Origin of the sequence: Pandoraea capi (assembly GCF_902459735.1) — a bacterium.
GTDB classification, from domain to species: Bacteria; Pseudomonadota; Gammaproteobacteria; order Burkholderiales; family Burkholderiaceae; genus Pandoraea; species Pandoraea capi.
In genome coordinates this window covers 249,757-263,565 of record NZ_CABPRV010000003.1, presented here as the reverse complement: position 1 = coordinate 263,565, position 13,809 = coordinate 249,757, and the positions used below count along the sequence as shown (strand labels likewise).

At 64.6% G+C, this 13,809-nt stretch carries 12 protein-coding genes, 1 tRNA gene and 1 pseudogene; all 14 read right to left on the bottom strand.

The features are described 5' to 3' along the window. Window positions 1-156 precede the first annotated feature (156 nt). Window positions 157-579 carry a DsrE family protein gene (locus PCA20602_RS07895; protein ID WP_069342998.1) on the bottom strand — a complete coding sequence of 141 codons (423 nt, stop codon included), beginning with the start codon at window positions 577-579 and terminating at the stop codon, window positions 157-159. A 194-nt stretch (window positions 580-773) separates the two neighbouring features. Continuing rightward, window positions 774-1,295, bottom strand: coding sequence for a hypothetical protein (locus PCA20602_RS07890; protein ID WP_150720751.1), 522 nt, complete (start codon window positions 1,293-1,295; stop codon window positions 774-776). A gap of 190 nt (window positions 1,296-1,485) precedes the next feature. After that, window positions 1,486-1,926, bottom strand: a complete 441-nt coding sequence (gene queD / locus PCA20602_RS07885; RefSeq protein WP_411829204.1) for a 6-carboxytetrahydropterin synthase QueD — start codon at window positions 1,924-1,926, stop codon at window positions 1,486-1,488. A gap of 12 nt (window positions 1,927-1,938) precedes the next feature. Continuing rightward, entirely contained in the window at window positions 1,939-2,574 is a 636-nt protein-coding gene (gene queE, locus PCA20602_RS07880; protein WP_150720750.1) for a 7-carboxy-7-deazaguanine synthase, read from the bottom strand. Between the two features lie 51 nt (window positions 2,575-2,625). Then, complete coding sequence (gene queC / locus PCA20602_RS07875) at window positions 2,626-3,348, bottom strand: 7-cyano-7-deazaguanine synthase QueC (RefSeq protein ID WP_150720749.1); 723 nt, start codon at window positions 3,346-3,348, stop codon at window positions 2,626-2,628. A gap of 283 nt (window positions 3,349-3,631) precedes the next feature. After that, window positions 3,632-3,707, bottom strand: a tRNA-Phe gene (locus PCA20602_RS07870). A gap of 121 nt (window positions 3,708-3,828) precedes the next feature. Further along, window positions 3,829-4,569 (bottom strand): response regulator, encoded by a 741-nt coding sequence (locus PCA20602_RS07865; RefSeq protein ID WP_150720748.1) that lies wholly within the window; start codon window positions 4,567-4,569, stop codon window positions 3,829-3,831. Then, window positions 4,570-6,861 (bottom strand): sensor histidine kinase, encoded by a 2,292-nt coding sequence (locus PCA20602_RS07860; protein ID WP_281354651.1) that lies wholly within the window; start codon window positions 6,859-6,861, stop codon window positions 4,570-4,572. A 289-nt stretch (window positions 6,862-7,150) separates the two neighbouring features. Beyond that, a pseudogene (locus tag PCA20602_RS25990) lies at window positions 7,151-7,747 on the bottom strand (DUF4390 domain-containing protein); the annotation flags it as partial. Next, entirely contained in the window at window positions 7,744-9,057 is a 1,314-nt protein-coding gene (gene rsmB / locus PCA20602_RS07850) for a 16S rRNA (cytosine(967)-C(5))-methyltransferase RsmB (protein ID WP_150720745.1), read from the bottom strand. The gene rsmB and the pseudogene PCA20602_RS25990, both read right to left, overlap by 4 nt. Window positions 9,058-9,132: 75 nt before the next feature. After that, window positions 9,133-9,993 (bottom strand): zinc metalloprotease HtpX, encoded by an 861-nt coding sequence (gene htpX, locus PCA20602_RS07845; RefSeq protein ID WP_069340568.1) that lies wholly within the window; start codon window positions 9,991-9,993, stop codon window positions 9,133-9,135. A 213-nt stretch (window positions 9,994-10,206) separates the two neighbouring features. Further along, complete coding sequence (gene fmt, locus PCA20602_RS07840) at window positions 10,207-11,184, bottom strand: methionyl-tRNA formyltransferase (protein ID WP_150720744.1); 978 nt, start codon at window positions 11,182-11,184, stop codon at window positions 10,207-10,209. Window positions 11,185-11,249: 65 nt separating this feature from the next. Further along, window positions 11,250-12,998 (bottom strand): ArnT family glycosyltransferase, encoded by a 1,749-nt coding sequence (locus PCA20602_RS07835; protein ID WP_150720743.1) that lies wholly within the window; start codon window positions 12,996-12,998, stop codon window positions 11,250-11,252. A 175-nt stretch (window positions 12,999-13,173) separates the two neighbouring features. Next, window positions 13,174-13,677, bottom strand: coding sequence for a peptide deformylase (gene def, locus PCA20602_RS07830; protein ID WP_069340613.1), 504 nt, complete (start codon window positions 13,675-13,677; stop codon window positions 13,174-13,176). Between the last annotated feature and the right edge of the window lie 132 nt (window positions 13,678-13,809).

Here is a 13,809-nt window from a genome sequence, read left to right as displayed (position 1 = left end):
GGGGGCATCTCCGGGAACGGGCTTGCGCCTATTGTGCGCCAAACAAAAAGCTCTTGCCGGGACCGGGCATGGCCATGCCCGGAACGCGCCTCCCCTCTCCCAAAATGCAAAAACCCCGGCGCGGGCCGGGGTTTCGGTGCACAGCAAGTGCCGGGCTTACGGCTTGATGTAGGCGTAGCCCTTTTGTTGCAGACGCGTGAGTTCCACCACGCCCGACGGCGTGAAGTCGGCGTCGAGCACGAACTGGTCCTTCTTCAGGTTGCGCTGCTTGAGCGTGATCTCACACACCTCGAACTTGACGCCACGCGCGTGCAGCGCCGAGATGAGCGGCCCAACGGTCGCCGCGTCCTTGTAGCTCTCCATCAGGAAGTCGACCCCCTGCGAATGCGCCACGACCACGATCTTGGTGTCCGGCACGGTATCAAGCTGGTTGCGGATGTTGCGCAGACCGGCCAGCGCCTGGTGCTCCGCGTCGTTGATGTGATACACGACCTTGTCTTCCGCGAATGCCGACGTCGCCGGCACGGCGAAAACGGTGAACAGGAATGCGGTCAGCAGGCCGCGCAGCAGCGTCTTCATAGGTAGGTCCCCCTTCGTGTTATCGGGTGTCTCGTCTCGGATCGACGAATGGAGCGGTGATGTCATGCCAGCCGCATCATAGCGCGTCGTCCGGCCGAGCGTGCTGCGTTGCCATCTCCTGCCCCGAAAGCGCCGCCTGCCCGGGTCAACCTCCCACGGTCTGCGGCGACCCCATGCGGGGCAAACGCATCGCGTCAGACATCCGAGCGTGGATGCCCTTCGCGCAGATACCAGTCGAGCGATGGTCGCGAATAGCGCGGCGGTGGCAACATCCAGCCGCTCACCTGAACGGCACCGGACGCCACATACGGCGGGGGCGCACACGACGCCAATGCCTCCGGCTCGCAGCCTGGAGGGGCGTATGGCGGGGGTGGATCGCCACAAGGGCGATTGGGACGACCAGGGCGTCCGGCGCGCGGGCGCGTGTCGGCGACCGCTTCGGGCGCCGTCGGTGCGACGGCGGCCACGCCGCCCGAGCCGCCCACACCTCCCGGCGCTCGCAGGGCCCGCACACTCACGATATCTGCGCGCAACGCGTCATGCCGTCGCTGCACACGACGTGGCGCCTGCGTCTCGGCACCGCGCAAGTCCTGCCGATTGGCGACGCCCTCCAGCGAGCACAGGTTCTCCTGCGAATCGATGCGACGCACGGCGAACAACCGGATGCTCGTGCGCTCCTCCCGTGCCATCACGGCGGACATTGAAACTCTTGTCATGACCTCTCCGAAAAAGAAAAACCCGCCAGACATGTGATCTGGCGGGTTGGCACTTTCGGTCATGCATTCATCGGCGGCCGTCGCTTTCGCGGACGAAGTATCGGATCCGTCTCAGGTCGGGCGTCGTCCCAAGCCGGACAGGGCCATCGACGATGGCGCCGGCGAGATCAGGCAAGAGGCCCCGGCAAACTCAGGCCGTCACTTCCGACCAGCAGTTCGGCGTCTCGTACAGACGCAGGCGCACGAGGCGCAGGTCACGACCATAGTGAGCGTCGAACACGTGACTCAGCTTGTCGAATGCGGCGGCGGCCAGATTCTCGACGGTCGGCACGCGATCGAACACGACGGTCTTGTGATCGGGCATCGTCTCGAGGAAGGTGCGCACAGCGGTATCGCCTTCGTAGACGAGGAACGCGTGGTCCCACACGGACACGAGGTGTTCGTTGGCGAGCGCCTTCACGTCGGCGAAGTCCATCACCATGCCGTTGTCGGACGCACCGCTCTCGCGGCTCACTTCGCCCGCCAGCGTGATTTCGAGCACATAGCGATGCCCGTGCAGGTTGCGGCACTGGCTTCGGTGATCGGGAATGCGGTGGCCCGCATCGAATTCGAGTTTCCGGGTAATCGTAATCACAGCAACGGCTCAGGGAATATTCAGGTATTTGTGCGTCTGCATCGACAGCGACCAGCGCGGATGCGATTTGCAGTAGTCGATCGCCAGCTTCGTGTTGGTGTCGCGCAGCGGGCCGTCCATCGGCTGAAGATAGAAATGCGTGAAGTCGAGGGCTTCGTAATCGGCCAGACGCTGACGATCCTGCGGCACCACGACTTTCAGTTCGTCGCCACGTGTGACGACCATTTCGGCATCCGCCTTCGGGCTCACGCAAACCCAGTCGATGCCGTCGGGCACGACCTGCGTGCCATTGGTTTCCACCGCGATACGAAAACCTTCGGCGTGCAGCGCGTCGATCAGCGGTGCATCGAGTTGAAGCAGCGGCTCACCGCCCGTGCACACCACGAATCGATGCGCACGATCGTCTTGCGGCCACAACGCCACGATCTGTGCGACCAGTTCGGCCGGCGTGCGGTACTTGCCACCGTTCTCGCCATCGGTGCCGACGAAATCGGTGTCGCAGAACTGGCAGACGGCCTCGGCACGGTCTTCTTCGCGTCCCGTCCACAGGTTGCAACCCGCAAACCGGCAGAACACCGCCGGGCGTCCGGCATTCGCGCCCTCGCCCTGCAATGTGTAGAAGATTTCCTTTACCGCGTACGTCATGATGCGCTCGATTCGACTGTCTCGATGGGGGGTAACTATCCGTTTTTTCGACTATTGTGCGTGACTGCGCGCGCGCCATTGCTCATAGCCACGCTGGCGCAACTGGCATGCCGGGCATTCGCCGCACCCGTAGCCCCAGGCATGCAGCACACTGCGCTCGCCCAGATAGCACGTGTGCGTGTCTTCGCGCACGGTCTCGACGAGCACGTCGCCGCCCAGGTCCTGCGCCATCTGCCACGTGTCGGCCTTGTCGATCCACATGAGCGGCGTCTCGACCACGAAGCGCTGGTCCATGCCCAGATTGAGCGCGACCTGGAGCGCCTTCATGGTGTCGTCGCGGCAGTCGGGATAGCCCGAGAAGTCCGTCTCGCACATGCCGCCGACCAGCACGCGCAGGCCGCGTCGATACGCTATGGTCGCACCAATCGTCAGGAACAGCAGATTCCGGCCCGGCACGAAGGTGTTGGGCAGGTTGTTGGCCGCCATCGCAATCGTGGTCTCGCGCGTGAGCGACGTCTCGCTGATCTGGCCGAGAATCGACAGATCGATCATGTGATCGTCGCCCATACGCGGCGCCCATTGCGGAAAACGCTCACGCAGCTTGGCCAGCACGTCGGTGCGGCACTCCAGCTCCACGCTGTGGCGTTGTCCGTAATCGAAGCCCAGGGTCTCGACGCGCGCATAGCGCGAGAGCGCCCACGCGAGGCAGGTGGTCGAATCCTGTCCACCGGAGAACAGAACCAGAGCGGAATCGGTGCTTGTCGTCATGATCATGCGCTAGCAGTAGCGCCCTCGCCGCCGGGTCGTCGGGACGCCGGAATTTCGTGACGTCGGGACAGTAGGCGATTAGGGCCGGGGCACGCGCTTGCGGCTGCCATCGGATACCAAGCGATACGGCCCTGCCGGACCCTCCGGGGCAACCCGCGTGCGGGATATGTCACGCGATTTTGAACCGCGTTGCCCCGCGTCGCTATCGCCGGGCCGTTATACCCATCATCGGGCAGCGTTTTGATTCAAACGCAAAAAGGGCTTGCGATATGCGCAAGCCCTTCGAATTTGGTGGCCTGGGTCGGAATCGAACCAACGACACGCGGATTTTCAATCCGCTGCTCTACCAACTGAGCTACCGGGCCAAGAGAAAAGCGATTATAGAGACTGAATCCGCTTTGTGCAAGCCCTTATCTTCATTTCACTGAAAAATCTGCGCGAAAGCGGCATGACGGCGCGCCGTAGCGCGTCGTGTCGCCGTATTCATCAGGTCTTGCTCTTGGAGAGTTCGACGCCCAGTTGCTTGAGCTTGCGATACAAATGCGTGCGTTCCAGTCCGGTTTTCTCGGCTACGCGCGTCATGCTGCCGTGTTCCTTGGCCAGATGGTAGGCAAAGTAGGCGCGCTCGAAGGCGTCGCGGGCTTCGCGCAGCGGCACGTCGAAGGAGATGTCGGCCGACATGCCCACCCCGGCAACGCCGCTCACGCCATCGGCATCGTTCGCGCCGAGCGGCACGTGATGCGACGCCGTGCCGTTCAGCCCTGCGCTCGCGTGACGCGTCTCGCTCTCGCCGAACACGCCCGTGTCGAGCGCATCGTCGTCGGCGTCGAAGGCGCCGGCCGTGCCGCCGGAAGCTTCACGCTTGCCGCGCGCCAGTCCCTGCTCCACCGCCTGCAACAGCTTTTGCAGCGCGATGGGCTTCTCCAGGAAATTGAGCGCACCGATCTTGGTCGCCTCGACGGCGGTGTCGATCGTCGCGTGTCCCGACATCATGATCACGGGCATGGTCAGCAACTGCTGTGCCGCCCATTCCTTGAGCAAGGTCACGCCGTCGGTATCGGGCATCCAGATATCGAGCAGCACGAGGTCGGGCGTGTGTGCGGCGCGGAACACGCGCGCTTCATGCGCGTTCTCCGCCACCTCCACGACATGCCCCTCGTCGCTCAGAATCTCCGAGAGCAGCTCCCGGATCCCCATTTCGTCATCCACCACCAAAATGGTTGCCATTTACGCTACCTTCGTGTGTTCTGCCGGCTTGTTGCGCGGCAGTTCCTGGTCGTCAGCCAATTGAGTAAACAAGATCGAAATCTGTGCACCTGCACTGCCTTCGCCCTCGGGCAACGGTCGGTTACGGATATCGATGCGCGCCTGATGCTCATCGATGATCTTCTTGACCATCGCCAGCCCGAGGCCGGTGCCCTTCGCCTTGGTCGTCACGTAGGGTTCGAAGGCGCGGGTCAAAATGCGCGCCGGGAAACCCGGCCCGTTGTCCGTGATCGTCAGACGCACTGCCGTGCGCTTCGGTTCACCTGGGTGCACATCCGTTCCTGCGTATTCTACTGTCTTCGTTTCCACCGTGATAAGAGGGTTTTCGGTTCCGCCAACGGCATCTTGAGCATTCTGCAGCAGATTATGGATAACCTGCCGCAATTGCGTCGAGTCTCCGCGAATCTCCGGCAGCCCCGCATCGAGGTACGGCCGAATCGTGCCGCGCCCTTCGTCCACGCCGTATAACGTCAGCACCTCGCCGATCAGCTCGTTGATCTGCAACGGATGCATGATCGCCGGCGGCAGCCGCGCGTAGTCGCGGAAATCGTCGACCATGCGCTTCATCGCCGCCACCTGATTGACGATGGTCGTCGCGCCCTTGCGCAGCACCTCGGCGTCGGCCGGCGGCAGCTTGTCCGACAGTTTCATCTGCAAGCGCTCGGCCGACAACTGGATCGGCGTGAGCGGATTCTTGATCTCGTGCGCGAGACGTCGCGCCACTTCGGCCCACGCCACCGAGCGCTGTGCCGAGATCACGTCGCTGATGTCGTCGAACACCACCACATACCCGCCGCCCGCGCGCGTGGGCACCCCGGCCACGGCCACCATCGGCTCCGGCAGATGCGAGCCGCGCACCAGCAGCGTCACCCCATCAGTCTCGCCCGGCAACGTCAGGCCGATTTGCTGCTGCCAGTGCCCGCCCGGACCGAGGTCGGCGTTGGCATCGCGATCGGCGAACGCGCGCCGCAACGTTTCACCGAACTCTACCAGTGCCGGGATATGTGCCGGCGAGCGGTTCAGTTCGCCTTGAAAACTTTGCTTGAAGATGCGCTCGGCGCCGGCGTTGGCCGTCGTCAGACGAAAGTCGCGATCGAACACGAACACGCCCGCCGTCAGGCTCGACAGAATACTTTCCAGGTGAGCCTTCGAGCTTTCGAGCGCAAGCCGGTTGCGCTCGACCGTGGCGCGCGCATCGGACAACTGACGCGTCATCGCGTTGAACGCCTGCGTGAGGAAGCCGAGTTCGTCGTTGGTGCGCACTTCGCCCTTGGGCGACAAGTCGCCCGCCGCCACTTCCTGCGTGCCGCGCGCGAGCAGGAACAGCGGACGCGCCAACTGACTGCCCAGCGCCAGCGCGAGCATCATTGCGACGAACGTGGCCAGGAACAGCGACAACGTGAGCGTGCCGATGTACATCTTGCGCAGACCGGTGCGGCCGAGCGCCTTCTCCTGATATTCACGGTAGGCGTTCTGCACCGCCTCGGCGTTCTGCGCGAGATTGGTGGGCACCAGTTGCGTGACCTGCAGGAACCGCTCGTCGTCCTGCAACGAGGAGGTGTAGCTCGACGGCACCCGTATCACCACGCGCCAGCGAAGCTGATCGTGCCCTTCGTGTCTGTCGTACCCTTCGCTGCCGCCCTCGATCGCCGTGTAACCGCGCGACTGTGCGCGCGCCTGACGCAGCATGAGCGGTGTCGGCAGGTCCGGCACCAGCGCATTGAAGTTACCCGAGGCGGACGCCAGCACGCGCCCGTTACCGTCGACGATAGTCGCGTCCTGCAAACCGAACTGGTCGCGCATGCGAAGCAGCGTGAGCGTGCCGCCCTTGTCGCCGCTCGACGCCAGATTGTCCGCGACCAGTTGCGCCTTCGCGCCAAGATCCGACAGCCCGTTGTTCAGAATGGCGCGGCCGAGTTCGAGGCCGGAATCGAGCGCGGTCTCCACGCGCACGTCGAACCACGATTCGATACTGCGCGAGACGAACTGCAACGACACCAGATAAATGATGCCGCCGGGCAGCACACCGACCAGCGCGAAGAAGATCGCCAGCTTGGCGAGCAGTCGCGTGCCGAAGCGCCGCTGACGCAAGCGCACCAGAATGATCCAGACGAGCGCACCGACGATGAAGACGAAGATGATCGCGACCGCAATGTTCGCCGTGTAGAGCAGCGAGTAGTAGCGGTCGAAGAATTCGGTATTGGCCGACGCGAGCGCCAGCAGGCCGAACAGACCGATGGCGACCAGCGCCATCGTGACGATCAGCGTGCGAATGACGATGTGCTTGAGCAGGCCGCCGCCGTTATTTGACACGGGTCGCTCCGGGCGGCACCGCCGCGTTGAAGGCAAGCGGCAACTTGCCCGTCGGCCCGGAGGCGGCATTCGGCGTCTCGGGCATGGTCGTCGCCGTCAGTCCCGACAAGCCGCCGCCGGTCGACGTGCCGGGCGGCGCGAGCGACAGACGCGAGGAGGGCAACACAGGCATCGACACCGTGGCCGCCAACGGCGGCGTCGGTGACGAGAGGCTCGCCGCCGCCGACGGTTGTGCCGGAGAGAACAGGAAGCGGACCCAGTCCGAACTGAGGTTCCAGTCGCGGTTGTTCACGGCGTCGATCTGGAACGGCTTGGGCATGAGGGCATTGTCCAGACGCATGCGCACGGACGCCTGATACTGCGTGCCCGGCTTGACCACGCCCTTGTCGATCACGCGCCAGCCGCTGACGTTGCGCACCAGCGCGAGGGCTTCGCGCAACGAGCCGAAGCCGAGTTGCAGACCGCCGCTGTTGCTGTTGCCGTTATTGCTGGAGACACGGTACTGACGCGTGAGCGGCTGGAACCACAGCCGTACGCTTTGCGACGTATTCACGACCTTCTCGTCGAACCAGTACCAGCGCGAGCGCGTGAGTTCGAAATCTGTCGTGAAGTACAGAGAGACGCCACGATTGACGGCGTCTTCGAGACTGCTGTTGAGCTCGAAGGCAAAGCGTGCGTCGAGCGTCCAGCCACCGTCGGACGGTTCTAGCCGGGCCTCGCGCACCTGGATATCGTTTTCGGCGCGCGCGGGTGCCGCATAGCCGAGCGCGAAGACGCTCAGCAGCAGCGGCAGCAGGCAGGCCAGTAGCCGTTGGGAAAATGTCACCGTTTCTGGAAACGAGCGTAGTAGAAGCCGTCGTGGGCACCGCCGGGCGTCATCAGCAGTTGCCCGGGAGCGTCCAATCGTACCGCATCTGCGCGAACCCGTTCAAACCATTGCGCTTGTTGTTCGTTTTCCGATGGAAAGACGGAGCACGTCGCGTAGATCAGTTCGCCGCCTACGGCCAGCGTCTCCCAGAGGGCCAGCAGAATGCGACGTTGCTCCTCGACGAGCGCGGCGATGTCGGCCTCGCGACGCAGCCAGCGAATGTCCGGATGGCGACGCACGATACCGGCGGCCGAGCACGGCACGTCCGCCAGAATCCGGTCGAACGGCACGCCGTCCCAACCGCCGCCCGACCACTTCGACGGGGTGCCCGCGTCGCCGATACGCACGTCGGCTTCCAGCCCCAGACGTTCGAGATTCTCGTAGATGCGCGGCACTCGCGTGCGATCGGATTCGAGCGCCGTGACGTGAACGTCCGCCATTTCCAGCAGATGACCGGTCTTGCCGCCCGGCGCCGCGCAGGCATCCAGCACACGCATGCCGGCGCGCGGGTGCTCGCCAAGCACGAGAGGCGCCGCCAGTTGCGCGCCCGCATCCTGCACCGACACCCAGCCGTCGGCGAAACCCGGCAGGCGATCCACCGGCACGGCCTGCGCAAGACGCAGCGCGACCGGACCGATAACCTCCGCGTCCATGCCCGCGGCAGCCAGATTCGCGCGCATCGCCTCAACGCTGACGCGACGCGTATTCACACGCAGCGTCATCGGACCCCGGCTGTCGCCCGCGCTCAGCAACGTCTCCCATTGATCCGGGTAGGCTGCGCGCACGGTATCGATCCACCACGCCGGGTAGTTCCAGCGGGCTTCGGGTTGCGAGGCGATGGCTGCCATCAGTTCGCGACGTTCGCGCAGAAAGCGTCGCAGTACCGCATTGGCGAGCCCCTTGGCCGCCACGGTGCGACGCTGCGCGGCAATGGCCTCGACGGCCTGATCGACGACGGTAAATTCGGTGTATGCCGCGCCGTCCGGCTCGTCTTGCAGCAACGCGAGAGCGCACAGCAGGATGTCGCGCACGCGGGCCTGAAGCGTCGGTTTGACGAGCAACGCGAGCAGCGCCCGGCTGCTACCCAGACGCCGGACGGCGCGGTAAGCGAGATCCTGCGTAGCGGCGCGCACGGTCGGTGCGCATTGGACGGTCGCCTGTGCAAGCGCCTGCGGCAAAGCGGTGCCCTTCTGGACGGATTCGACGGCCTGAGCGGCGCGTTGCAGCGCGTAGGCGAGGGATTCGGTGGGCAGACTCGGTTGCGGCATGGGCATTCTGAAAACGAACATGCCCGCGCGACGGCGGGCATGAGGACTATCGGACGGCTGTCGGGCGACAGGATATCAGACGGGATATTGCCCGGTGCGGGCCATCTCCATCAGACGCGCAACGCGTTCCTCCGTCGCCGGGTGCGTCGAGAACAAATTGGCGAGACGGCCGCCGGACAGCGGATTCATGATCATCATCTGCGCCGTGGCCGGATGCTGCTCGGCCGTATCGAACGGAATGCCCTGCGCATAACGATGAATCTTGTCGAGCGCCATCGCCAGCGACTGCGGGTCGCCGGAGATCTCGGCACCGCCCCGGTCCGCTTCGAACTCACGGGCACGCGAGATCGCCATCTGGATCAGCGACGCGGCCAGCGGCGCGAGAATCGCCACCGCAATGCTGGCGATCGGATTGGCCGGACGACCATTCTCGTCGCGCCCGCCGAAGAACATGGCGAAGTTCGCAAGCGCGGAAATCGCACCGGCCATCGTCGCGGAAATCGTCGAGATGAGAATGTCGCGATGCTTCACGTGCGCCAGCTCGTGCGCCATCACCCCGCGCAGCTCTCGCTCGGAGAGCACGCGCAGAATCCCGGTCGTCGCCGCCACGGCAGCGTTCTCCGGATTGCGGCCGGTGGCGAATGCGTTCGGGGCGTCCTCGTTGATCAGGTACACCTTCGGCATCGGCAGTCCGGCACGCTGCGCCAGTTCGCGCACCATGTTGTAGAACTGCGGTGCGCTGGTCTCGTCGACTTGCTGCGCGTTGTACATGCGCAGCACCATCTTGTCCGAGAACCAGTACGAAAAGAAATTCATCGCGAGCGCAAACGCCAGCGCGAGCATCATGCCCTGCTTGCCGCCGATCATGCCGCCCACCACCATGAACAACGCGGTGATGGCCGCCATCAGCAGGGTGGTCTTCATCCAATTGAACATGGTGTTCTCCTCTGCAAATTCTTGATGACCTCAAGAAGTCACGCACTTTGCGTGTCCTCGGGCGTTAGATGGCGGCGCATCCCGAAAATTCAACGCCTGACGTGTCCAGCCGGGCATTTTTCAGACGTTCGATGCGATTCAACGCGACTTCAACGACGTTTTACGCCATTTTCGTACTGTTTTGATGTCCAGAACGCCGTCATCCCAATAAATTCAACGCGATGCGCCCGACGTAAAGACATCACCCGCCGCCAACGCAAACCCGGCGAGGAACTCGCGCACCGGCAGGCGCTTGCCGCCCGGCTTCTGGCATTCGGTCACGCGCAGCGCGCCTTCACCGCAGGCGATCACGATGGCGTCAGCGCTCACTTCCAGCACCGTGCCCGGCGTCACCCCCGGCTTGCCTGCAACCGGGCTGGCGCGCCACAGCTTCACCGGCGTGTCGTGCACGGTGCCCAACGCACCGGGGAACGGGTCAAACGCCCGCACCTGACGGGCCAGCACCTCGGCCGACTTGTGCCAGTCGAGCGCCGCTTCCTGCTTGGCGATCTTCTCGGCGTAGGTCACCCCGGCTTCGGGCTGCGCCTCGGACGGCAGGTGGCCGTCGCGTGCGAGTTGTTGCAGGGCCTCGACGATCAGCTTGCCGCCGAGCGCCGCCATGCGGTCGTGCAGTGTGGCCGTGGTGTCTTCCGGCCCGATGGGCTCGGCTTCGCGCAGGATCATCGCGCCCGTATCGAGGCCGGCGTCCATTTGCATGATGGTGATGCCGGTCTCGGCGTCGCCCGCCTCGATGGCGCGATGGATCGGCGCCGCGCCGCGCCAGCGCGGCAGCAACGACCCGTGAATGTTCAGACAGCCATAGCGTGGCAGGTCGAGGACTTCCTGCGGCAGGATCAGGCCGTAGGCCGCCACGACCATGACGTCCGGCGCGAGCGCGCGCAACTGGTCGATCGCCGCCGACGCGACTTCCGGATACTTCCCGTTGCGTCGCAGCGACGGCGGCTGCGCCACCGGCATGCCGTGTTCCTGCGCGTAACGTTTTACCGGACTGGCTTGCAGCTTCATTCCTCGTCCAGCAGGACGATCCGGCTGAGTGAGCACCAACTCCACAGAAAAGCCAGCAGCATCGATGGCGGCGAGCGCGGTTTGTGCAAATTCCGGCGTACCGGCGAAAACGATGCGAAGCGTCATGATGGACTTCCTCCTGCGGACAGCCTGAATACTTGGATGGGCGCGAACGAACGGTCGGCGTCGGCTTACTGGGCAGCCGTCACGGCACCCTGCGCAGCCGACCGGACGAAGGCCCGGAAACGCTCGTTCGTATCGCCTGCGCGTCCGCCTTGCCAGATTTCCTGCCAGCCACCGGGCACCGAAATGCGGGCGTTGGCCTTGTCGAGCACCAGCAACCTGCCGCAGCGCGGCGCCTCCGCCAGACTCGTCAACTGCACCGGACGCACGTCGATGAAATAGTCGAGCATGCCGCGCTCCGATTCGCCGACATTGAACGATCCGACGCAAGTGCTCGCTTCGGAAGCAACCGTCTTCGGCGCCTTTGCCAGCACCTCACCGAGGGCCGCGAACGGCGTGCGATAGCTACGTGCCTCGTTGACCCAGGGCAGCAACAACGTCGAGAGCGTGCCCCACACGAACAACAGGCCAGCGAATCCGAAGACCAGCGCGCCGAGTTGACGGCGACGCACGATGGCCGTTACCCACAATCCGGCGATGACGAGTGCCGCAAGCACCAGACCCGGCGAGAACGGCATCACGTAGTCGAGCGGCAGCCATTTGCCGATCGGACCGGCCGCGACATGACCATTGCCGGTCAGTTGCAAGCCCCAGCGTACCCAGAGGAAAAGGCCCAGAACACTCATGAGGACAAGCGCCACGCCGGACCACGTCTTCTCCAGCCACGACGGCAGACGCACGCCCGCGCCCAGCACCGCGATCGCGGGGAACAGCGACAACATATAAATATCGCGGATGGCCGACGACACCACCAGCGTCAGTACGAACAGCGCGACATACAGCCACAGCATGGCGAGTTCGGGGCGCTCGGCGACGAAGCGCCGCACGCCGCCCAGGCGCAACTGCGCCACCAGCGCACCGATTGCGAGCCAGCCCGCAGGGAAGGTCAGCCCCAGCAGACTCGTCACGTCGTTCCAGTACGACTTGCGCTCACCGCCGAGATGGACGAACCCGAAGAAACGTCCGAAGTTGTTATCCCAGAACCACTCGATGAACAGCGGCTCGGAAGCGTGCCAGAACAGCACCGGCCAGATGATCAGCCACGGCAGTGACGCGAGCACCGCCCAGCCGAGCGCTGCCGCATAGCGGCGCGTGCGATAGGCCGGCAGAACGAGCACGGCCAGCGCGGTCAGCCCGAGCACGCCCGGCACCAGCAGCCCCTTGCTGAGGAACGCGATCCCCGCGCCCGTGCCGAACAGCAGGCCCCACAGGCGCGCGGCGTTCTCGGCTCTCGCCAGACGCGCCAGCGCGGCCAGTGCGAGTGCGGCCCCGGCCAGTTGGGGCACGTCTGCCGTCAGTTTGTGGATGTTTTCGATGGCGCCGAAGCTGCCGACCATGAGCATCGGCGCGAGCCAGTTGAACCGGTCAGTGCCGTGCAGTCGCTGTGCCAGACGTCCCACACAGAGCACCGCGATGACGAGCCACACGAGCACGGCGATCTGCGCGCCCTGGAAGACCGGCAGCGCGCCGGACGTCAGCCGGGCGAACAACGCGCCCGTCCAGTACATGACCGGCGGCTTCTCCACGAAGGGGTCGGCGCCCACGCGCGGCACGATCAGGTCGTGCCCGCGGAAGAAGTTCAGCACCATGCCGACCGAATACGGCTCGTCGGCTTTCCACGGATCGCGGTCGAACAGACCGGCGAGCAGAAAGGCAAACAGGAGCGCTGCGCTCAGCCAGAAGATCGTGCGGGTACGGGACGCAGACGACGAGGCGGATGAAGCTGGCGCAGGTGACGTATGGGTAGCGATGGACATCTCGGCAGACAGTCGGGAGTTTGGCCCGACGGCAGACGTTCGAGACGCCCCGTCGCAGCAGCAGAAGGCGGGCGCATGGCCCGCGAGCGCTGCAAGTATAGAGGACTTTACCGGGCGCGCCCACGGCGGGCGGCCCTTTCAGGCGGGAAGAAGGCGGAAGAAGGTCGGAAGACGCTCAGGCGCGCTCGGCCTGCTTCTTCATCTTTGACTTGATGCGGTTGCGCTTGAGCGGCGAGAGGTACTCGACGAACACGCGCCCTTTGAGGTGATCCATCTCATGCTGGATGCACACGGCGAGCAGGTCGTCGGCGTCGATGACGAACTTCTCGCCCTTCTCGTCGAGTGCCTCCACGCGCACGCGATCGGCACGTTCGACTTCGTCGTAGATGCCCGGCACGGAGAGGCAGCCCTCTTCGTAGACCTTCTGTTCGTCGCTGCGCCAGACGATCTTCGGGTTGATGAACACGCGCAATTCGTCGCGCGTTTCCGAGAGGTCCATCACGATGACTTGTTCGTGGACGTCGACCTGCGTGGCGGCGAGGCCGATGCCGGGGGCGTCGTACATGGTCTCGGCCATATCCTTGACGAGCTGACGGATCCGGTCGTCGACCTCGGCGACCGGCTTGGCCACCTTGTGCAGACGCGGATCGGGATACTGAAGAATGGGTAGTAATGCCATGATGAAAACGGGAATTCGCCGCATTGCCTCACGGGCCGCCGCCAACGCACAATCTTGCGATGGCTGGGTGCGTGGCGAAACGCTGTCGCGCGCTTCGCCTGCTCTGGCCCCCCGGTCAATGCTTACCGGATG